Annotated in this window: 21 protein-coding genes and 1 pseudogene; 12 read left to right on the forward strand and 10 right to left on the reverse strand. The window is 66.2% G+C overall.

The window, feature by feature from the left end; all coding sequences use genetic code 11:
• Positions 1-4: 4 nt before the first annotated feature.
• The 3 genes and pseudogenes from dnaJ to FFS09_RS31570 all read left to right on the forward strand — a co-directional run.
• Entirely contained in the window at positions 5-1,141 is a 1,137-nt protein-coding gene (gene dnaJ / locus FFS09_RS15095) for a molecular chaperone DnaJ (protein ID WP_137919717.1), read from the forward strand.
• A gap of 156 nt (positions 1,142-1,297) precedes the next feature.
• A complete protein-coding gene (locus tag FFS09_RS31130) occupies positions 1,298-2,449 on the forward strand; it encodes a hypothetical protein (protein WP_252374375.1) in 1,152 nt (383 codons plus the stop codon).
• A gap of 107 nt (positions 2,450-2,556) precedes the next feature.
• A pseudogene (locus FFS09_RS31570) lies at positions 2,557-2,670 on the forward strand (hypothetical protein); the annotation flags it as partial.
• Here FFS09_RS31570 and FFS09_RS31575 read toward each other — a convergent pair.
• Both FFS09_RS31575 and FFS09_RS15110 read right to left on the reverse strand, forming a co-directional pair.
• On the reverse strand, positions 2,663-3,235 hold the full coding sequence (locus tag FFS09_RS31575; protein WP_354595879.1) for a DUF6862 domain-containing protein: 573 nt from the start codon (positions 3,233-3,235) through the stop codon (positions 2,663-2,665). The pseudogene FFS09_RS31570 and the gene FFS09_RS31575 sit on opposite strands and share 8 nt — an antisense overlap.
• Positions 3,120-3,758, reverse strand: a complete 639-nt coding sequence (locus tag FFS09_RS15110) for a hemagglutinin repeat-containing protein (RefSeq protein ID WP_137919719.1) — start codon at positions 3,756-3,758, stop codon at positions 3,120-3,122. The genes FFS09_RS31575 and FFS09_RS15110 overlap by 116 nt, the downstream gene beginning before the upstream one ends.
• A gap of 50 nt (positions 3,759-3,808) precedes the next feature.
• On the opposite strand from FFS09_RS15110, the gene FFS09_RS15115 reads away from it, so the two are divergent.
• Positions 3,809-4,687 (forward strand): DUF6882 domain-containing protein, encoded by an 879-nt coding sequence (locus tag FFS09_RS15115; protein WP_137919720.1) that lies wholly within the window; start codon positions 3,809-3,811, stop codon positions 4,685-4,687.
• Between the two features lie 130 nt (positions 4,688-4,817).
• Complete coding sequence (locus tag FFS09_RS15120; protein ID WP_137919721.1) at positions 4,818-5,453, forward strand: hypothetical protein; 636 nt, start codon at positions 4,818-4,820, stop codon at positions 5,451-5,453.
• An 18-nt stretch (positions 5,454-5,471) separates the two neighbouring features.
• Here FFS09_RS15120 and FFS09_RS15125 read toward each other — a convergent pair whose 3' ends face one another.
• Positions 5,472-5,687 carry a DUF3820 family protein gene (locus FFS09_RS15125; RefSeq protein WP_137919722.1) on the reverse strand — a complete coding sequence of 72 codons (216 nt, stop codon included), beginning with the start codon at positions 5,685-5,687 and terminating at the stop codon, positions 5,472-5,474.
• Complete coding sequence (locus FFS09_RS15130; protein ID WP_137919723.1) at positions 5,684-6,517, reverse strand: alpha/beta fold hydrolase; 834 nt, start codon at positions 6,515-6,517, stop codon at positions 5,684-5,686. Before FFS09_RS15130 ends, FFS09_RS15125 begins: the two co-directional genes overlap by 4 nt.
• 150 nt (positions 6,518-6,667) lie before the next feature.
• Here FFS09_RS15130 and FFS09_RS15135 point away from each other — a divergent pair, with 150 nt between their 5' ends.
• The 4 genes from FFS09_RS15135 (at position 6,668) to FFS09_RS15150 (ending at position 11,276) form a co-directional block, all read left to right on the forward strand.
• Positions 6,668-8,368 carry an AMP-binding protein gene (locus FFS09_RS15135; RefSeq protein WP_137919724.1) on the forward strand — a complete coding sequence of 567 codons (1,701 nt, stop codon included), beginning with the start codon at positions 6,668-6,670 and terminating at the stop codon, positions 8,366-8,368.
• A gap of 154 nt (positions 8,369-8,522) precedes the next feature.
• Positions 8,523-9,167: a TetR/AcrR family transcriptional regulator gene (locus tag FFS09_RS15140; RefSeq protein WP_137919725.1), complete on the forward strand. Its 645-nt coding sequence runs from the start codon at positions 8,523-8,525 to the stop codon at positions 9,165-9,167.
• Between the two features lie 96 nt (positions 9,168-9,263).
• Complete coding sequence (locus tag FFS09_RS15145) at positions 9,264-10,280, forward strand: amidohydrolase family protein (protein ID WP_137919726.1); 1,017 nt, start codon at positions 9,264-9,266, stop codon at positions 10,278-10,280.
• 30 nt (positions 10,281-10,310) lie between these two features.
• A complete protein-coding gene (locus tag FFS09_RS15150) occupies positions 10,311-11,276 on the forward strand; it encodes a Bug family tripartite tricarboxylate transporter substrate binding protein (protein WP_137919727.1) in 966 nt (321 codons plus the stop codon).
• 15 nt (positions 11,277-11,291) lie between these two features.
• On the opposite strand, the gene chrA is transcribed toward FFS09_RS15150, so the two are convergent.
• Positions 11,292-12,638, reverse strand: coding sequence for a chromate efflux transporter (gene chrA / locus FFS09_RS15155; protein ID WP_137919728.1), 1,347 nt, complete (start codon positions 12,636-12,638; stop codon positions 11,292-11,294).
• A gap of 205 nt (positions 12,639-12,843) precedes the next feature.
• On the opposite strand from chrA, the gene FFS09_RS15160 reads away from it, so the two are divergent.
• Together FFS09_RS15160 and FFS09_RS15165 are read left to right on the forward strand one after the other, a co-directional pair.
• On the forward strand, positions 12,844-14,226 hold the full coding sequence (locus FFS09_RS15160) for a sensor histidine kinase (protein WP_171020038.1): 1,383 nt from the start codon (positions 12,844-12,846) through the stop codon (positions 14,224-14,226).
• Positions 14,219-14,860, forward strand: a complete 642-nt coding sequence (locus FFS09_RS15165; RefSeq protein ID WP_137919730.1) for a response regulator — start codon at positions 14,219-14,221, stop codon at positions 14,858-14,860. Before FFS09_RS15160 ends, FFS09_RS15165 begins: the two co-directional genes overlap by 8 nt.
• A 21-nt stretch (positions 14,861-14,881) precedes the next feature.
• Here the strand turns inward: FFS09_RS15165 and FFS09_RS15170 are convergent, their stop codons facing one another.
• Positions 14,882-16,426 (reverse strand): methyl-accepting chemotaxis protein, encoded by a 1,545-nt coding sequence (locus tag FFS09_RS15170; RefSeq protein ID WP_252374376.1) that lies wholly within the window; start codon positions 16,424-16,426, stop codon positions 14,882-14,884.
• A 160-nt stretch (positions 16,427-16,586) separates the two neighbouring features.
• On the opposite strand from FFS09_RS15170, the gene FFS09_RS15175 reads away from it, so the two are divergent.
• A complete protein-coding gene (locus FFS09_RS15175) occupies positions 16,587-16,838 on the forward strand; it encodes a hypothetical protein (protein ID WP_137919731.1) in 252 nt (83 codons plus the stop codon).
• A gap of 15 nt (positions 16,839-16,853) precedes the next feature.
• On the opposite strand, the gene FFS09_RS15180 is transcribed toward FFS09_RS15175, so the two are convergent.
• The 4 genes from FFS09_RS15180 to FFS09_RS15195 are packed head-to-tail and all read right to left on the reverse strand — an operon-like array spanning position 16,854 to position 20,427.
• Positions 16,854-17,444, reverse strand: coding sequence for a PqiC family protein (locus FFS09_RS15180; protein ID WP_137919732.1), 591 nt, complete (start codon positions 17,442-17,444; stop codon positions 16,854-16,856).
• Positions 17,441-18,478 (reverse strand): MlaD family protein, encoded by a 1,038-nt coding sequence (locus FFS09_RS15185; RefSeq protein WP_137919733.1) that lies wholly within the window; start codon positions 18,476-18,478, stop codon positions 17,441-17,443. Before FFS09_RS15185 ends, FFS09_RS15180 begins: the two co-directional genes overlap by 4 nt.
• A complete protein-coding gene (locus FFS09_RS15190; protein WP_137919734.1) occupies positions 18,475-19,293 on the reverse strand; it encodes an ABC transporter ATP-binding protein in 819 nt (272 codons plus the stop codon). Before FFS09_RS15190 ends, FFS09_RS15185 begins: the two co-directional genes overlap by 4 nt.
• Positions 19,294-19,317: 24 nt before the next feature.
• Positions 19,318-20,427: an MlaE family ABC transporter permease gene (locus tag FFS09_RS15195; protein WP_252374377.1), complete on the reverse strand. Its 1,110-nt coding sequence runs from the start codon at positions 20,425-20,427 to the stop codon at positions 19,318-19,320.
• Positions 20,428-20,587: the final 160 nt, after the last annotated feature.

Below are 20,587 nucleotides of genomic sequence, written 5' to 3' on the forward strand. Positions count from 1 at the left end.
GACCATGGCTAAACGCGATTTTTACGAAGTGCTGGGCGTGCCCAAGAACGCCGGGGACGACGAGATCAAGAAGGCGTACCGCAAGCTGGCGATGAAACACCACCCTGACCGCAACCAGGGTGATGCGGCCAAGGCCGCCGAAGAAAAATTCAAGGAGGCCAAAGAGGCCTACGAAATGCTGTCGGACCCGCAGAAGAAAGCGGCGTACGACCAATACGGCCACGCCGGCGTGGACCCGAACATGCGCGCTGGCGCGGGCGGCGCCGAAGGCTTTGGCGGCTTCGGCGATGCGTTCGGCGACATCTTTGGCGACATCTTCGGCGGCCAACGCGGCGGCCAGCGCGGTGGGCGTCAGGTATACCGCGGCGCGGACCTCTCCTACGCGATGGAAATTTCGCTGGAAGAAGCGGCGGCCGGCAAGGAAACGCAGATCCGCATTCCCTCTTGGGACAACTGCGAAACCTGCAGCGGCACCGGCGCCAAGCCCGGCACCAGCGCCAAGACCTGCACCACCTGCCACGGGCAAGGCCAGGTGCAGATGCGCCAGGGCTTCTTCAGCGTGCAGCAGACCTGCCCCACCTGCCATGGCCAGGGCAAGATCATTCCCGACCCGTGCACCGTGTGCCACGGCCAGGGCAAGATCAAGAAGCAGAAGACGCTGGAGATCAAGATCCCCGCCGGCATCGACGACGGCCAGCGCATCCGCAGCACCGGCAACGGCGAACCCGGCCAGAACGGTGGGCCTTCGGGCGACCTCTACATCGAAGTGCGGCTGCGCAAGCACGACATCTTCGAGCGCGAGGGCGACGACCTGCACTGCCAGGTGCCGGTGAGCATGACCACCGCCGCACTCGGCGGCGAGATCGACGTACCCACGCTGGCCGGCAAGGCCACCATCGACCTGCCCGAAGGCACGCAGAGCGGCAAGACCTTCCGCCTGCGCGGCAAGGGTGTGAAGGGCGTGCGTTCGAGCTACCCCGGCGACCTGTATTGCCACGTCGCGGTGGAAACGCCCATCAAGCTCACCGAGCACCAGCGCAAGCTGTTGAAGGAACTCGACGAGTCGTTCAAGAAGGGCGGCCACAAGCACAGCCCGAACGACAAGGGTTGGTTCGAGAAGGCGAAGTCGTTCTTTGCCTGATCGGGCTCAACGGCCCTGAACGAAAAGCGACGCCACGGCGTCGCTTTTTTGTTTTCCAGCGCGGCCGGCGAGCCCTCCGCCTCTGTCGTAGGCCGCATCCACAGGCCCCGCCGGCCCTCCTCCTCAGCCTCAAATAGTGCCTTTGAAGTATTCCCTTTGAAGAGGCCGTTTGTTGTGATCTCGCCCGGCGGCATGTACGCCGGCCACATCTTCCTGGTGGGCAGCGAAGACGGGCTGGGCGTGAGCAACCGCGGCACGATCGCCAGCCAGGGCAAGCTCACCCTGCTGCCCAACGGCCAATTGATCAACCACGGCAGCGCCTACGGCCAGCACATCCGCATCGATGCCCCGAGCGTGCACAACCAGGACGGTGGCGTCATCGCCGCGCGCGAGTCCCTCACCATCCACGCCGCCCAGATCCACAACACCGAGGGTGCCGAACTCCTGAGCCTGGGCCAGATGGTGCTCAACGCCAGCGAGCGCATCGAGAACCGCTCCGCGCGCATCGAAGCCCAGGGGGCTCTGAGCATCACCACCCCGGTGCTGGTCAACGCCAACGACCACTTCAAGACCGAACTGGTGGCCCAGCCCGGGCAGCGCTATTTGCGCCTGCGCCACAACGGCGTGGACTACCGGCCCGAGGAGTTGGGTCTGACCTTCGCCGGCCTGGACCACTACGACGACAAGCCGAGTTATGCCGTGCTGTTGCCCTCCGCGGAATACCCGTTTACCGAGTACCCCGCGTTGGCCGCGCTGTGGGCCGAGCCCTACGGCGGCCATCCCGCCATGTTCATGGTGCAGCCCAGCAGCACGACCAAACCCTGTCCGGGCGGCGATTGCAATCCCACCGTGCGCGACACCTACGCACCCGAGCACCCCATCTGGCGGCACCTGGGTGTGAGCTCACCCGGCGCGGCCCCCGTGTACACGGGCCCTGCCTGTGAGAACGACAGCATCGCTTGTTCGCCCGCGCAGTGGGACGCGCAAAGGGCATGGCGCGAGCAGATGAACCAGTACAACGGCCAGAAGTTCGCACAACAGAAACTGCTGGACCAGAAGATCGACGCCTACAACGCCAGCGTGCGCGCGCGCAGGCCATTCCCGCCATGGCACCGAGCACCGCGTTGTTCCAGCCCGCCTCACCGCAGAGCGGCACCCTGGTCGAAACCGACCCGCTCTTTGCCAACCACCGCCAGTGGCTGGGCTCGGACTACCTGCTCAAGGCCTTCAACGCGGACCAGCAACACAAGCGCCTGGGGGATGGCTTCTACGAGCAGCGCCTCATCCGCGAGCAGGTCGGCCAGTTGACGGGTCAGCGCTTCCTCGGTGACCACCGCGACGACGAGGCCCAATTCCTCGCGCTCATGAACGCGGGCCTGAAGGAGGTGAGTGCAGAACTCAACGACCGGACCAAGATGGACCGCAATGGCTACCAGCAAGCTTGTGCAGGCAAGTGCGGCGAAGTGGGTGATGAGGGCGGTCACCTGATCGCTGCTGCACTCGGTGGCGCGGGCGATAGGATCAATATCGTGCCGCAGGATTCGACAATGAACCGGGGGGAATGGCGGGCGATGGAGCGGGAGTGGCCAGGTCGTCACGCAGCCGCTGCTTTGCGCTCGCCGCGATCTCCTTGTACTTCTCCGGGTTCTGCGCCGCCCACTCCACGGCTTCCTTGATGTCTTGGGCCTCTTGCTGGAGTTGCGCGGCAGCACCTGCAGGGTCTTTGGCGGCATCCGCGAAGGTGTTGAAGAGGTCCGCGTAGCCTTGTGCGATCGACACCACTGTGCCTTTTCCGGTTTCAACCAGCAGACGTCCCTGGTCGAATGTGCCTATCGCTTGGTTCAGGGTGTGTTTGCCGTCAGCACCTACGATCACATCCACGGCGCCGACCTTGACCAGTTCTGCCGCAAAGCTGCGCACTTCCTGCTGCAAGGTTCGGCAGGCATTGGAGCTCGGCACCTGACAGGCCGCCGCCAGTTCACGGTGGCGTTGGCTGTCGAGCTCGTTCAGCGCCTGGATGGCCGTTGTCTTGTCGTCCACGCAGTTGCTGGTGATGCATTGCGCGAGTTCGGCTTGCAACTGTCTCTTGCGCACAATCTCGCGGTGATTGGCGGTCGATGCCGGTGCGCTCGTAGGTGCTGGTGCCGGCGCCGTTGGAAGTGGTGGTCGTGGTGGTGCGGGTGGTGCTGGCGATATTCAGATCACGCCCGGCATCGAGCACGATGGCGTCCTTTGCGGCGATCTCGCCGCCTGCGATAGCGATGTCGCGCCCTGCGCTCAGGGCTGCTGTGCCCTGCGTGGTGGTCTTGCCGCTGTGGCTGATGTCGCGAGCGGCATCGATCTGCACCTGCTGCCGCCCGGCGATGGTGCCGCTGTTCAGAACATCGCCGCTCATGTGGATGCGCACCTCGCTGCCCGCGATCAGCGCGCCGCTGGGGGCCAGGTCGCCCGCTCGGGGTGCGAGGTAGACGCGCGGCACCCGGGCTTTCTCGGTCCTTCCATCGGGCAGGGTGACGTCTTCCAGCACGAGCCAGACGATGTCGCTCGTGAGCGCGACCATCTGATCGGCCGACAGCGCGATGCCCGGGCGCAGCTCATAGGCCTGCGCGAAGGTCATCGGCAAAGAAACTCTGCCGCCGAAAGTTTTTAACCAATAGGACGCAAGCGATGAAAACTATCGAAGAGGCGTATCGACTTCTTACAGATGAGCTACTCGAGTATGTAGCTGACGACGCCTGGGATTCAGCTTACTCACACGCCGCAATCTACGACCGCATGACCTCGACAAGTTATGCGCGTCAATCGAAGGAGGTTGTGGTTAAGAACGACAGATTTCCTTCCAATACTTTGGGTGAAGCTTCACGCGCCAAACTATTCCTCCGAGATCACCACCTCCAAGCCACAGGACGACGCATCTGGGGTCTGACCTTCACGCTGTATCCAGACAGCACGTTCAACATCGAGTACGACTACAACAAGCCTGCTGACTACGACGAAGATGATGGCGTCGCCGAACCCAGCGAACCCACCCCCGTGGCTAACCTGCTCGGTGGATTGCTCAGTGTTTCGGAACCTAGCGCGGCCTATCACTCCCCCGATGCCCACCACCTGTCGACCGCGCTGATTTGGCTGAAAAACCAAACCATCAAGCACAGTGAAGCATGGGGCCTAGGCAACGAGTCCAACTGGAACCTCGACATGAACGAAGGTTGGTTGCGCTGGACCTTCGCAGATGGCCGCGTGGTGCAAGCCGCTGTGCAAGTGATAGGCACCTACAACACAAAGAACAATAGCTTCCTCTGGGGATGGGACCACCCCTCGGTACCGCAGCCCTTGCGCCGCGCCGCTCAACATATCCACACGCTCGGCCAAGAGCTGGGCATCGAACGATGGATCACACGCGCGGTGAATTGCACACAGGACGAAGCCTGGCAATTCAGCGCGCTGGCAGCGCAGCAAGACGGCGCATCTGGCGCATACCGGGGCGATTCCAAGGGCACCTGGGTGTACATGTGCTTTTCTGAGCCTCAAGCAACAGCGCTTTGATATTGGCTGGCCATCGGAATGTGCCGCGCAGCAAAACGGCTCATCGGGCACCTATGGCGGCGACGCCAAAGACACCTTGGTGTGGATGTGCTTTGCCGAATGCAAACATCCAACCAAAGAGGGAATGGAAATGAAAAAAATGAAAAAAAATGAAAAGGAACACGATTGCAACCGCTTTGACGTTGCTCTCTCTCGCGGGGTGCGTGAGCGTTTCCGAAGTCGTTCAAGTCCCTTCCGACAAGCAATCGGCTGCAGCGAGTTTTCAGCTGCCAGTCACGCCGTCGGACGCAAGCGAGACCGTTGTGTATGTCGTGCACAGAGACCGTGGGTCGTTCCGAACAAACGGGATAGAGGCGTCATCTTCACGACCGCTCTTGTCATCGAGGGGGCGACGGCACCGCTTGAAACCATCCCAGGCCAATATGCCGTCGCGAAGATCAAACCTGGCAAGTACGCCGTTAGCGCACAACGCCTGTGTCATCTGCCACACCAACGCGACAAGGTCCCAGAGATCTTCCCGCCGGTCGGAACCGTTATGCCAGTGAGGCAGGCTGGTTGGAGCACCTACGCGGGTTCTTTTGGTCAAGGCTTCATGAGTAGCGACGCGGTTTTCGACTTCCGAGGTGGAAAAACCTATGTGTTCTCGGTCCATGCCTACTGTCTCCGCGTCCAATCCGGCGAGGTTTTGCTACATCCGCGCATTCATGAAACGGATGAGCAGGGCGGAAAATACTTGGTCATGACCAGCACGCCAGCGAAAAAGTAGTAAGTGTCTCTGGGCTGCTCAACGCAACCGCCGCAACGGCGTGAGCAATTCCCCCAACCCGTTGTGGTCAATCTCATGCATCAACGCCAGCAAACGCCCGATCTCGCCCGGCGGAAACCCCTTGCGCGCGAACCAGTTCAGGTAGTTGCCCGGCAGGTCGGCAATGCAACGCCCCTTGTATTTGCCATAAGGCATCTCCACCGTGAGCAGGCGCTCCAGGTCTTCCGGTTTCATACGGCGCTTGAAGATGTGGATGTGTCGAGCCACGCCCGCACGCAGGCGTTGAATTCGAGCGGTTTCTGGCGCATCACCCAGTGGCCGGTGTCCAGCGCGAGCACCTCGCAGCCTGGGGCCTGGGTGAGTTGCGCCACCCAGGCCTCGGAATGGAACATGAAGGGTTTGCGCCGACCGTAGATGTAGAGCGCGGGCATGCTGATGCCCAGCAGCTTGTCCACCCGTGCCACGCCACGCAGGCCGCCCTGCTCGCCGAACCAGCCCATGGCGTAGGGGTAGTTCATTTGCCAGGTGATGTGCTCGGGCGGATTGCGGCAACCCATCTTGCGCGCCATGTGCCGCGTCATGCGGTTGGCCAGTCCGGGCAGCCAGCGGCCGAGCTTCCAGGCCACCGCCAGCCAGATCTGGTAACCCGCGATCATGCGTTTTTGCTTGCCGCTGAGGCTTCTGAGGTAGACACCGGCACTGGTGTCGCCGATGTCCACGCCCACCACGCGCGCGACGCGGTCCGCATGGCGCGCGGCGAACTCGTAGCCGAACAAGCAGCCCCAGTCGTGCAGCAACAAGGTGACCGGCTCGTGCGGGCTCACGGCATCGACGATCTTGCGGATCAGGCCGTTCACGGCGGCCACCGACATCGGACGCGGCGGTTTGCTCAGGTCGTAGCCCGGCAGGCAGAAACGCACGCAGCGGTAACCGTTGCGCAGGGCGGCCACCGTGTCGTCCCACAGCGCGGGGGTGTCGGGCCAGCCGTGCAGCATGACCACGGTGTGCGGGCCTTCGCCTTCCACGAGGACATCCACGTCGTCGATTTCCAGGCGGGTGTTCATGCGGGAAGGTCTCCGGTGGAGGGTGGGTGATTCGGGCAGCGCATCGTACTGGAATGGAACACCCGACCCTCAGGGAAATCCCGAACGTGTGGGCGCGAACCAAGGCGTTCATGATGGTCGATGGACCACCACGACCCCACACCGGAAGACATGAACAGCGAACCCTCCACCCCGTCCTATTCCCAGGGCCCACAGAGCCCCGCCCTGCACGAAATCACCATCGGCGAGGCCCTGGCCCGCGCGGCCCGGCAATGGGGCACACGCGAGGCCCTGGTGATCCCGCACCAGCGCGTGCGCTGGACCTGGAGCGAGCTGCTGCAGCGCAGCGACGCCGTGGCCGCCGGCCTGCTGGCGCTGGATCTGCAGCCCGGCGACCGCGTGGGGATCTGGGCGCCCAACTGCGCCGAATGGACGCTGATGCAGTTCGCCACCGCGCGCGCCGGGCTGGTGCTGGTCAACATCAACCCGGCCTACCGCGGCAACGAGCTGGCCTACGCGCTCAACAAGGTGTCGTGCAAGGCGCTGGTGCTCGCGCCCGCGCTCAAGACCAGCAACTACATCGAGATCCTGCGCGGCCTGGCACCAGAGCTGGACACCAGCACGCCGGGCGCACTGCACGCGCAAGCGCTGCCGCACCTGCGCTGGGCCATCCGCCTCGGGAGCGACAAGACGCCCGGCATGCTGAACTTCGACGATCTGCCCGCCCAGGCCGGTGAAACGCACCGCGCCCAGCTCGCCTCCATCGGCCCCCGGCTCGCGGCCACCGACCCGATCAACATACAGTTCACCTCGGGCACCACCGGCTTCCCCAAGGGCGCCACGCTCACGCACCGCAACATCCTGAACAACGGCTTCTTCGTCGGCGAAGCGATCCGCCTCACGCCCGAGGACCGCCTGTGCATCCCCGTGCCGCTCTACCACTGCTTTGGCATGGTGATGGGCAACCTGGCCTGCGTCACGCATGGCTGTGCGATGGTGTACCCGTCCGAAGCGTTCGACCCCGGCGCCGTGCTGCAAGCGGTGCAGGCCGAGCGCTGCACCGCGCTCTACGGCGTGCCGACCATGTTCATCGCTGTGCTCGACCACCCGCAGTTCGCAGCCACCGATTTGAGCAGCCTGCGCACCGGCATCATGGCCGGATCGCCCTGCCCGATCGAGGTGATGAAGCGCGTGCAATCGCAGATGAACATGCGCGAGGTGACCATCGCCTACGGCATGACCGAGACCTCACCTGTGTCGACGCAGAGCGCGGTGGACGACCCGGTGGACCGGCGCGTGTCCACCGTGGGCCGCGTGCAGCCGCACCTGGAAGTGCAGATCATCGACACCGAAGGCCGCGTGGTGCCGCGCGGCCTGGTGGGCGAGTTGTGCACGCGTGGCTATTCGGTGATGCAGGGCTACTGGGACGACGCGGAGAAAACCCGCGAAGCCATTGACCCCGAGAGCTGGATGCACACCGGCGACCTGGCCACCATGGACGCCGAGGGCTACGTGAACATCGTCGGCCGCCTGAAAGACATGGTGATCCGTGGCGGCGAGAACGTGTACCCGCGCGAGATCGAGGAGTTCTACTACCGCCACCCCAAGGTGCAGGACGTGCAGGTGGTCGGCGTGCCCGACGCGCGCTACGGCGAGGTGCTGTGCGCCTGCGTGGTGCTCAAGGCCGGCGAGAAAGCCACCGCGCAGGAGCTGCAGGACTTCGCGCGCGGTGAGATCGCGCACTACAAGGTGCCGGCCTACATCGAGTTCGTCGATGCCTTCCCCATGACCATCACCGGCAAGATCCAGAAATTTCTGCTGCGCGAGGCCATGATGAAGAAGCTGGGGTTGAAGGCAGCGGCGACCGCCTGAGGTTCGCGGCCGCCCGGTATTCACCAATAGATGAATTAAGGACACGGTCCGGCGGCGCCATGCCGAAGGGCGACACCGGTCCCGCCTGGCGGTTCGGGTACGCTCTCGGCCCACACGCGCCGCCCCATTCCACCCCGCCACAAGGACCTGCCCCGTGACCGCCAAAAAGGCCGCCAGCGAGCCCAAGATCAGAGACCCCGAACGCTCCAGGGCGGCCATCCTGGTGGCCGCGCGCGAGGAGTTCGCGCGCGCCGGACTCGGGGGCGCCCGCGTCGAGCGCATCGCCGAAAAGGCGGCGGTCGACAAGAAGCTCGTCTACTACTACTTCAAGGACAAGGACGGCCTGTTCGCCGCCGCGCTGGAGAGCGTGTACGCGGAGATCCGCGACGCGCAGCTCTACCTGGACCTGCAGGGCATGGCGCCGCTGATCGCGCTGCGCCGCCTGGTGGAATTCACCTGGGACTACTACATCGCCCACCCCGAATTCATCACGCTGCTCAACAGCGAGAACCTGCACCTCGCGCGCCACCTGCACGGCTCCAAACGCATTCGCGAGCTCAACTCGCCGCTGGTGCAGTCGCTGGGCGACATCCTCGAGCGCGGCCAGAAGGAAGGCCTGTTCCGCGCCGGCATCGACCCGGTGCAGCTCTACATCACCATCGCCGGCTGCGCGTACTTCTACCTGTCGAACATCCACACGCTCTCGGCCGGTTTCAACCGCGACTTCAAGTCGCCCAAGCAGCTCACACAGCGGCTTGCCCACATTACCGAGGTGGTGTCCGCGTTCGTGCTCGTGTAGCCGATCCCTCGGAGGAGGCAGGGAAAACCAGGGGCTTTCGCCCCTTTTCTTTTCCCTATAATTCTCCAAATGGTGAATAGCGGGAAACAACGACCCATGCGAAAGATCGACAGTTACGCCCACATCCTCCCGCGCAAGTACTTCGAGCGCATGGCCGAGCTCGCGAAGGACAAGGGCGCCATCAAGCGCTGGCTGACCATCCCCGTGCTCTACGACCTGGACGCGCGCTTGAAGATGATGGAAGGCTTCCCCGAGTACCAGCAGATCCTCACGCTCTCGAACCCGCCCATCGAAATGATCGCGGGGCCCGACGACTCGCCCGCGCTGGCCCGCCTGGCCAACGAAGAGATGGCGAAGATCCGCGACCAACACCCCGACAAGTTCCCCGCCTTCGTGGCCTCGCTGCCAATGAACAACCCGGCCGCCTGCCTGGAGGAGATGGAATACGCGATCAACACCCTGGGCGCGCGTGGCATCCAGGTGTTCACCAACGTCAACGGCCGCCCGCTCGACGAGCCCGAGTTCTGGCCGATCTTCGAGGCCGCCGTGAAGACCTACGACGTGCCGGTCTGGATGCACCCGGCGCGCGGCGCCAACATGCCGGACTACGCGTCGGAGACGAAGTCGAAGTTCGAAATCTGGTGGACCTTCGGCTGGCCCTACGAAACCAGCGCGGCCATGACGCGCATGGTGTTCTCCGGCTTCTTCGACAAGCTGCCCGCGTTGCGCGTGATCACCCACCACATGGGAGCGATGATCCCGTTCTTCGACGGCCGCGTCGGCCCCGGCCTGGACCAGTTCGGCAGCCGCACCTCCGACGAAGACTACGAAGGCCTGCTCAAAAGCATGGCCAAGCGCCCGATCGATTACTTCCGCATGTTCTACGCCGACACCGCGCTCGCCGGCGGGCGCGCCGGCATCCAGTGCGGGCTGGAATTCTTCGGCGCGAAGCAGGTGGTGTTTGCGTCGGACTGCCCCTTCGACCCCGAAGGCGGTCCCATGTTCATCCGCACCATTCCCGAAGCCATCGACTCGCTGAACCTTTCGCAGGAAGACCGCGAGGGCATCTATTTCGGGAACGCGCTGCGGCTCCTGAAGATGCCCTGCTGCTGACCCCACCCACACACCCAGGAGACATACACCATGAAAAGATGGATCGGTTCGCTCATCGCAACCTTGATCGCCGCGACCAGCGTCGTGGCCCACGCCCAGACCTACCCCAACCGCCCGGTGCGCATCATCGTGCCCTACGTGCCCGGTGGCACGGTCGACCTCGTGGCGCGCGTGCTCGCACAGCGCCTCACCGAGCAGATGGGCCAGCCCTTCGTGGTGGACAACCGTGCCGGCGCCAGCGGCGTCATCGGCAGCGACCTGGTGGCCAAGGCGCCTGCCGACGGCTACACGCTGCTGGTGCAATCGCCCACGCTGATCGCCAACCCGCTCATGGTGCGCAAGGTGCCGTACGACGTGGTCACGGACTTCACGCCGGTCTCGTTCCTCGGTTCCGTGCCGATGGTGGTGGCCGCGCACCCCAGCGTGCCCGCCGAGAACCTGCAGCAGTTCCTGGACGCCGCGCGCGCCAACCCGAAGGGCTTCAGCCTGGGTACCTCGGCGATCGGCTCGCCCATGCATGTGTCGCTCGAAGCCATCAAGTTCGGCGGCAAGCTGGAGATGCCCATCGTGGCGTACCGCGGTACCGCCGCCGCGCTGAACGACCTGCTCGGCGGGCAGATCAGCGTGATCATCGACGCCCTGCCCTCCACCGCTCCGCACATCGCCAGCGGCAAGCTCAAGGCGCTGGCGGTGACGACCAAGGCGCGCCTGCCCAGCATGCCCAAGGTGCCCACGGTGGCCGAGTCCGGCATTCCAGGCTTCGAGATGGTGACCTGGTACGGCCTGTGGGCGCCGGGCAAGCTGCCCGAGGCAGTGGCCAAACGGCTGACGGAGGAGACGGCCAAGGCCATGCGTTCGTCGCTGGTGGCCGAACGGCTCGGTGGGCAAGGCTTCGTCGCCGCGCCGATGGGGCCGGCGCAGTTCGCGCCCTACATCACCAAAGAGATCGCGACCTACGCGCGCATCGTGCGCGACGCGAAGATCCAGATCGACTGAGGGACGGTCCGGCGTTCAACGCGGCAGGAACGTCAAAGCCAGCCCCGCGAGCGCGCACAGCCCCAGCAGCGGCATCACGCCCAGCCGAAAGCGGAACAAGGCCACCAAGGCCAGCAGCGTGATCGCCGCGGAGGGTGCGTCGAACGCGCCCGCGAAACCCTGCGGCCACCACACGTGGTACGCGAAGAACAGCGCGAGGTTGAGGATCACGCCAACCACCGCGGCGGTGATGGCCGACAGCGGCGCGGTGAAGCCCAGCCTGCCGTGCGTGGCCTCCACCAGCGGGCCGCCGGCGAGGATGAACACGAACGAGGGCAGGAAGGTGAAGAAGGTCACCACGCACGCGGCCAGCGTGGCCCCGAGAAACAGCGTATCCGGGCCCAGCACCGCCTTCGTCCATCCCCCGACAAAGCCCACGAAGGCCACCACCATGATCAGCGGGCCGGGTGTGGTCTCGCCGAGCGCGAGGCCATCGATCATCTGCGTGGCGCTGAGCCACTGGTGCGTGTCCACCGCGCCCTGGTAGACGTAAGGCAACACGGCATACGCGCCACCGAAGGTGAGCAACGCCGCCTTGGTGAAAAACCAGCCCATCTGCGTGAGCGTGCCTTGCCAGCCTTGCGTGAGCAGCAAGGCCGCCATGCCCAGCAGCCACAGACCCAGCCCCGCCGCGAGCACCCGCGCCAGATGGCGTTTTGAAAAACGCGCATGCGCTGGCGTCGGTGTGTCGTCGTCGATCAGGGCGCGGCCAAAGCCCGCCGCCTGCGCGCCGTGCCCACCACCCAGCGCGAACACCTGTGGCCAGCGCCGCGCGCCGAAGTGGCCGATCAGGCCCGCCGCCAGCACGATGGCGGGGAACGGCGTGTCAAAGCCGAAGATGGCCACGAAGGCGGCGGCGGCGATGCCCCACATCCACGGGTTGCGCAGCGCGCGCGTGCCGATGCGGTGCGCCGCGTGCAGCACCAGCGCCGTCACCGCCGGCTTGATGCCGTAGAAGATGCCGGCCACCACCGGCACGTCCCCGAAGCTCAAGTACACCCAGGACAGGCCGATGAGGATGAACAGCGAAGGAAGAACGAACAATGCACCCGCCACGATGCCGCCCCAGGTGCGGTGCATCAGCCAGCCGATGTAGGTGGCCAGTTGCTGGGCTTCGGGGCCGGGCAGCAGCATGCAGTAGTTCAGCGCGTGCAGAAAGCGTTTCTCGCTGATCCAGCGGCGGCGCTCCACCAACTCGGTGTGCATGATCGCGATCTGCCCCGCTGGCCCGCCGAAGCTGATGAAGCCCAGCTTGAGCCAGAAGGCCAGCGCTTGAACGAAGCTCACGGGCGGTGGGGGGTTGGAAATGACGGTTTCGGGCATGTGCAGGTATGGGACGGGCGACCGTTGCAATGTAGCGCGCGCATTTGAAACGGCGGTGACGATCGCCACTACGCCCTTGACGCCCCCCGGCGCACCCGGATGGCCAGGGCCTTTTTCACGCCCCCTCCCTGCCGGCTCTGATACGCTGGCGCTGCGCCACACAAAGAGGGCGCGCGATTCCAAAGAAGAGAATACAGGGGGTGGTATGACGATCCACAAGCCGCAGGACCGTGTCCTGACCTGGGTGCTGCCATGGTTCCCAACGGCCATTGCTTTCGCGCTGCTGTGCGTTCTGCTGCTCTTGTCCGAGCGCATCGTGGTCAGCGCGCTCCAACCGGTGGACGCGGCGCTCGCGCCCGTGCAACGGCTCCGGCGCCAACTGCTGGCCTGGGGCGGGAGCATCACCGTGTTGCTCGCCTTCACCGGGTTCTGGCTCTCTGGCTACCTGGCGCGGCGCCAGCAAGAGCACCGGCAGCGCTTGCGGGAACAGGGCCAGCTGCTGAGCGCGGCCATCAATTCCGCCAGCGACGCCATCGTCAGCGTGGATCTCTCGGGGCGCATCACCCAGTTCAACCCGGCGGCCGCGCACATCTTCGGCCACCCGGCATCCGCGATGCTGGGGCAGCCGCTGGACACGCTGCTGCCGCAGGTGCCGCGCCTGGACCTCCTGCGGCCCGGTGCGACATCGACAGGCCCCATGGGCATCGGGCGGGTCACCGGTGTGCGGGCCAATGGACAGGCGCTCGATCTCGAAGCCTCGGTCTCGCACCTGACCGTGCGCGGCACCCGGATGGTGACCACCATCCTGCGCGACGTGACCGAGCGCGTGCGCACCGAGCGCGCGCTGGCGCAACACCAGCTCGCGCTGACCGAGCTCACGCACCGGCTGCTGCAACAGGAGAAACAGACCACGCGCAAACTCGCGCAGACCTTGCACGACCAGTTAGGCCAGACGGTGGGCGCGATGCGCCTGTCGTTCGATGCGCTGATCAACATGATCCCCGAGCCCTTGACGCCCAAACTGAAAGACCGCGGCCGCGCGCTGGGCCAATTGATCGACACGGCCAATGCGCAGGTGCGGCAGGCGCTGGTGGCGCTGCGCCCGCCTTTGCTGGACGAAGACGGTCTGCAGGCCGCACTGCGGCACGAGGTGCACGCACGCGCCGCGGACGCCGAACCCGTGGTGCTCCACCTGGAGGTGGCACCGCTGGTTGCGCGAACGCGCTGGCCCGCCGACGTGGAGCATGCCGCGTTCATGGTGGCCCGCGAGGCCATGGCCAACGCCCTGCTGCACGCCGGCGCGCGCTCGGTGGTGTTACGCGTGGACGGCCACAACGACCAGCTCCACCTGAGCGTGACCGACGACGGGGTGGGGCTGAACGCCGACATGGCCGCGGGCCGGCCCGGCCACCTCGGCATCGTGGGCATGCGCGAACGGGCACTGGCCATTGGCGCGCGCCTGCACGCCAACAGCCTGATCGAGGGCGGCACCGTGGTCTCCCTCACCTGGGAAGCATCCTCACACCCCCCATCGCCCACACGTCATACGCAAGACACCGATTGCGCCACGCCGCCACACCATGAGTGATATTTACCTTGTCGACGACCACGCCATGATGCGAGACGGCTTGCGCGCCGTGCTCGAAGGAGCCGGGCACCACGTGGTGGGCGAATCGGACCATCCCACGCCCGCACTGGCCGATCTGACCCGGTTGACGCCCGCGGTGCTGCTGCTCGACCTGCACCTGCAGCAGCGCTCGGGCCTGGAGTTGCTGGAACAGCTGCACCGCCGAAAGCTGGGCACCCGAACCGTCATGCTGACCATGTCGGCGCAACCGCGCCACGTGGCCGAAGCCATGCGCCTGGGCGCGTGCGGCTACGTGCTCAAGGGATCGCCCGCGCGCGAGGTGCTGGCCGCGGTGGACGCGGTGACCAGCGGCCGCCAGTACCTCGGCACCAGCGTGACCGAACTGGCCGTGACCGCGCTCGTGAACGACGCACCACCCGGTGGCATCGAAACCCTCTCGGCACGGGAACAGCAGGTCATCCTGTTCGTGGTGCGCGGCTTCACCAGCGTGGCCATTGGCGAACAGCTGCACCTGTCGCCCAAGACGGTCGAGTCCTACCGCAGCCGCCTCATGGCCAAACTCGGCGTGGGCGACGTGCCGGCGCTGGTGCGGCTGGCGATCCGAGAGGGCTTGATCAGCGCGGATGAGCACTGACCCCGGGCTGCTGACTCCGCGTCAACGGAACACGCTCACCGCCTCCACCAGCCGCCGGGTCTGCTGCTGCAGGCTTTGCGAAGCGGCGGCGCCCTGCTCCACCAAGGCCGCGTTCTGCTGGGTAACCTCGTCGAGGTGGACCACGGCCTGGCTCACCTGCTGAATGCCGCTGCTTTGCTCGGTGGTGGCCGAGCTGATGTGCTGGATGAGTTCCGACACGCGCTGGACCTGGTGCACGATCTCCTCCATGGTCTTGCCGGTTTCGTCGACCAGGCGCGTGCCGGCTTCCACCTTGCCCACGCTGGCGCCGATCAGCGCCTTGATTTCCTTCGCCGCTTCGGCGCTGCGCCGGGCCAGCCCGCGCACCTCGCCGGCCACCACGGCGAAGCCACGCCCTTGTTCGCCCGCGCGCGCAGCCTCGACGGCGGCGTTCAAGGCGAGGATGTTGGTCTGGAACGCAATGCCGTCGATCACGCCGATGATGTCGTGGATCTTGCGCGAACGCTCGGTGATCTCGCCCATGGTCTGCACCACCTGGGACACCGCCTGCCCGCCGCGCGCAGCGGCCTCGCTGGCGGTGCCAGCGAGTTGATTGGCCTGGCTCGACGTCTCTGCGTTCTGCCGCACGGAGGCGCTCATCTGCGCCATCGAGGCCGCCGTCTGCTGCAGGCTGGCGGCGGCCTGCTCGGTGCGCTGGCTCAGGTCGTTGTTGCCCTGGGCGATCTCGCTCACCGCCGACTGCACCGTCAACACCTGTTGGCTCACGTCATCGATCAGCCAGCGGAACATCAGGCCCAACTGGCTGATGCTGCGCATCGCCATGCCAATTTCATCCACCCGGTCCATGTGCGCCACGCTGCGCGTATCGCCGGTGGCCACGCGCAGCGCCTGCGCGCGCAGGACCTCGAGCGGGCCGGCCAACTGGGATTCGAGAAACCACCCCGCCAGACCCACACCCACGGCACAGAGGCCGGCGAACGGGGCCCATGGCAGGCCTTGCAGGCCCAGCGCCCACGCGCCGCCGACCAGGCCCGCCCACAACACCGCCAGCGGCAGGCGGATGCGGTGGCGCACACGCAGGGTTTTGAATGCGTTCGTGATGCCCATCGGTCCGGTGCGCAACAACAGGCCCTTGTGGAACTTCAGATGCCGAGCGCGGCCCGCGCGCATGTCGGCGTACAAGGCTTCAGCGCCGGCAACCCCGTCGCGCGTGGCCTGGGTGCGCACCGACATGTAGCCCACCGTTGTGCCGTTGCGGATGACGGGTGTGGCGTTGGCGAGCACCCAGTAGTGGTCACCGTTCTTGCGGCGGTTCTTCACCAGGCCGGTCCATGGCTCGCCGCCCTGGAGCGTCGCCCACATGTCGGCGAAGGCCTGCCGGGGCATGTCCGGGTGGCGCACCAGGTTGTGCGGCTGTTGCTGGAGCTCGTCGAGCGAGAAACCACTCGCGTTCACGAACGCCGCATTGGCATAGGTGATGTGGCTCCGCGTGTCGGTGGTCGACATCAGCGTCGCGTTGTCGGGGAGTTCATGTTCACGCTGGGTGACGGGGCTGTTGGTGCGCAAGGGACATCTCGAAGGGATGAAAAGGATGCCCATGGATTCGGCGCCCCCTGGCGGTGCTTGAGTGGCGAATTGCCATGGAACTTGATCCAGATCAAGCCGGCGGTGCTTGCGCTAAGCTGCGGCCTATCCGGCCCCAGGCCGCTCTGTCCAAGGAGCTCACATGACCCCCTCTCCCTTGCGCACCCTCATGGTGTTCAGCGCTGAAGACCAGGCCTGGATTCGGCGCACCCCTGTCACCGTTCCCGACTTCTGGCACGGGCATGCAGTGCCGCCCGCCAAGGGCGATCTGGTGCGCCTGGGTGGCCGTCAGTTCCACGTTCGCGGCCGCGTGTGGGAACACGACGGCGAGGGCCCGGTGCTCAAGCTCTACATGGGTGATGCCCACGCGCCGAGCGATACCACCTTCGGCTGAGACGCCGGCAGCCGCTCAGCCGCCCACGATGCGTTGGGCGAGCTGCCAGATCGCCAAACGGTGGCCCGCCGCCAGCGCGTCCACCGAGTTGTCGGCCAGCGGCACCTGAAAATCCGCTTCGCCCATCGCGGGCGCTGCCTTGTTGCCGCGCTCGTCGCTCAACCACCAGCGCGCCTTCATGTGCAGCGATCGACGTTCGGCGTCGGCGATCAAGGCGTCGATCTGCACACGCAAACGCTTGTCCACCGCCACGCCGCTCTGCACGGGCGCGCGCCAGACCAGGCCTTCACCGCGCAACAGGGCGAGGTCGGCCACCAGGCGGCTGGGGATGCTCTCGCGCAGCGGCTCGGCCCAGCGGTGCCCCGCCAACGGCACCACCATCGAGGCGCCGCTGGCCACCACCAGGGTGTCGCGGTCCAGCGCGCCGGGCAGGCGCACCACGCTCGCCACCTCCCACACCGCACCATCGCCCGGGCGGGGCGTGGGCTTGGGCTGCGGAGGTTCCGCGCGCAGTTCGTACCAGCGCGCGGGCGGCGCATCGCTGGCGCAACCGGCCAGCAACCAGGGTGCCAGGCAGAGTCCGGCCAATGTGTCGCGGCGCTTCATTCCGGGTTCACCTTTCTGCCCCGCAGGAGCGAATCGGGTTGTTGTTCCAGCGCTTCGGCCAGGTCGCGCAAGGCGCGCGCGGCGCGCGACAGGTCGTCCAGCGCACGGTCGGCCCCGACCATGAGGTTGGAGTCCCCCGACGTGGCTTCGCGCAGCGCGCCGGCCGTGCGGCTCACCTCATTGGCGGCGCGCTGCAGGTTCTGCACCAGGGGCGCGTCGGGCGCCAGGATCTCGGCCACCTGGTCCGACGTGCGCCCCACGCCCACGGCCGTCTGGTTCACCGAACCGGCCGCCTTGTTCATGCTGTCCATCGCGGTGCGGGTGGACACAAGCGAGCGCTGCAGCTCGTCGGCCAGGGGGTCCAGGCGCTTGTCCAGCCGCTCCGACGCGCGCTTGAGCGTGGCGGTGATCTGCGCCATGTCGCTCAGCGCCTGGTTCAGCTGCGGACCGGAAATCACCGCGCGCGCCGAGGCGGCGATGGCCGAGATGTCGTCGGTGATCTTGCGCAGGTCGATGCCTTCGAGCTGATCGCGGAAGGCCTGGATGGCCGTGGGTGTCGTCGGAATCTCGGTGGCATTGTGTCCGGTGTCGCCGCGCTTGCTGCTCGCGCGCTGGGGGCGCAAATCCAGATCGACATACAACAGGCCGGTGAGCAGGCTCTGCGTGGACAGTTGCGCGGTCAGGCCCCGCTGCACGAGAGCGGTCAAGGCCGGGCCTGCATCGGCATCGAGCTGTTTGCCGTCCAGGCCGCGCAAGGTATCGGCATCGAGCGAGGCCACCACCGGGATCGAGAAGGTGTCCTTCTCACGGTCGTAAGACACCTGGATGGAGTCCACGCTGCCCACGCGCACGCCGCGGAACACCACCGGCGCACCGACCTGCAGGCCGTACACCGAGCCGCTGAAGTACATCACCGTGCGCTCGGTGCGCGTGAAGTAGTTGCTGCCCGCCAGCGTGATGATGGCCACCGCGATCAACGCGATGCCGGCGACCACGAAGGCGCCGATGAGTGTCGGGTTGGCCTTGCGCTTCATGCGGGCTCCTCCTGTTGCGGTGCGGCGGCGCCGCGCCGCAGGAAATGTTGGACTTCTTCGGGTCCGCTGCGCCGCAGTTCCTTGGGCGGGCCCAGCGCCGTCATGGTCTTGGTCTGCGCGTCCAGAAACAGCAGGCGATCGGCCAGCGCGAAGATGCTGTCGAGCTCGTGGCTCACCATCACCACGGTGGTGCCCAGGTCGTCGCGCAAATGCATGATGAGTTCGTCCAGGTGCGCCGAGGTCAACGGATCCAGCCCGGCGGAGGGTTCGTCCAGAAACAGCAGCGGCGGGTCGAGTGCGAGTGCCCTGGCGATGGCGGCGCGCTTGCGCATGCCGCCGCTCAAGGCGGAGGGCTCGGTGTCAAAGTTGCCCGCCAGGCCCACCAGGGCCAGTTTGAAACGCGCGGCCTGTTCGCGTTGCGCTTCGCCCATGTCGGTCAACACCTGCATGGGCAGCATCACGTTCTCGCCCACGGTCATGCTGCTCCACAGTGCGCCGGCCTGGAACATCACGCCGAAGTTCTGCAGCAGCGCGGTCTTCTCGTCTTCATCGGCCGCGTAGAGATCGCTCTGGCCATACAGCACCCGGCCTTTGGCGGGCGCCTGCAGGCCAATGAGGTGGCGCAGCAGCGTGCTCTTGCCGCAGCCGCTGCCCCCGGCGATCGACAGCACTTCGCCGGGCCGGATATCGAAGTTGAGGTCCCGCTGGACCACGTTGCGGCCAAAGGCCATGGTCAGGCCTTCCACGCGCACGAGCGGCTCCTGGCCGTTGGGCGCGGGCGGTGTGGCGGTGGGCGGGTTCACGGGTTCCTGCATGGGATTTTTAGCGCTTGCGGTTTCCTAGATATCCAGACGTTGAAACACCACCGTAAGCATGGAAGCCGCCACGACGATCCAGACAATGGCTTGTACCACCGATGCGGTGGTGGCATCGCCCACGGCCTGCGCGCTGCGCCCGGCCGACATGCCTTGCAGGCAGCCCGCCAGGGCGACCAGCACCGAGTACACGGTACCCTTGAACAGGCCCACCAGCACATGGGTCAGCGTCATGGCATCGAAGCTGGCGTACACGTACTCCAGCGGCGTCACGCCGAAGATGCCCACGGCCACCAACCAGCCCACCAGCATGCCGACCACGGCGCCAAAGGCGGTGAGCATGGGCCCGACGATGAGCAGCGCCAGCACGCGCGGCAACACCAGGAAGTCGATCGGGTTCACACCCATCGTGGCCAAAGCGTCCACCTCCTCGTTGGCGCGCATGCTGCCGATCTGCGCCGCGAAGGCCGCGCCCACCCGGCCGGCGAGCACGATGCCCACGAGCAAGGCCGCCACCTCGCGCACCACGCCAATGGTGACCAGGTCGGCAATGTAGGTCTGTGCGCCAAAGCGCTGAAGCTGCGAGGCCCCCATGTAGGCCACGATGAGGCCAACCAGGAAACACACCAGCGCGACGATGGGCAGGCTGCGCGGCCCGGTCTGTTCGATCTGCCACATCAGGTCGGCCGCGCGCATGTCGCTGCGGCCGCGCAGCCAGCGGCCGATCGACAACAGCACCTCGCCCACGAAGCCCAGCGTCTTGCGGCGCAACCCCATCGCGGCCGTGACCCTCGCCCCCAGGGCGGCGATGCGGCCCGGGCGCTGGGTGGTGGACGGGGGTGCGGTCGGCGCCGCGTCCAGCGCCAGGGCCAATACCTGCTGGAAGCCCTCGGGCAGGCCGTGCAGGTCCACGTCGACCTGCTGGCGCGCGAACGGTTCGAGCTGCTGCCACAGCGCTGCTGCCAGCGGCGCGTCCCACGAGCGCAGCCCGGTCGCGTCCACGCGCACAGGGCCAGCGCCGTCGGTGGAAATGGGTTCGGGCAAGGTGCCGCGGTGTCCGCGCCATTCGCCGCTGAGCCGCAGCACCTGGTGTGTGTCTTCGGTGTGCCAGCTGGCCTCGGGAGCATCGCTCATGGAAGGATCCATTCAGCTTGGGGCCTGTTCACACTGTTTTTCCAAGTGCGAATGGGTTGAAAACAGCGCCCATCCAGGCGCGCGACGACGGCCTGGCTGGACGCCTGGCCTAGGAGTGCAACGACGAGGGGCGCTGTTTTCAACCCATTCCCTTCGGGTT

Origin of the sequence: Hydrogenophaga sp. 2FB (genome assembly GCF_005503365.1) — a bacterium.
GTDB lineage: Bacteria > Pseudomonadota > Gammaproteobacteria > Burkholderiales > Burkholderiaceae_C > Hydrogenophaga.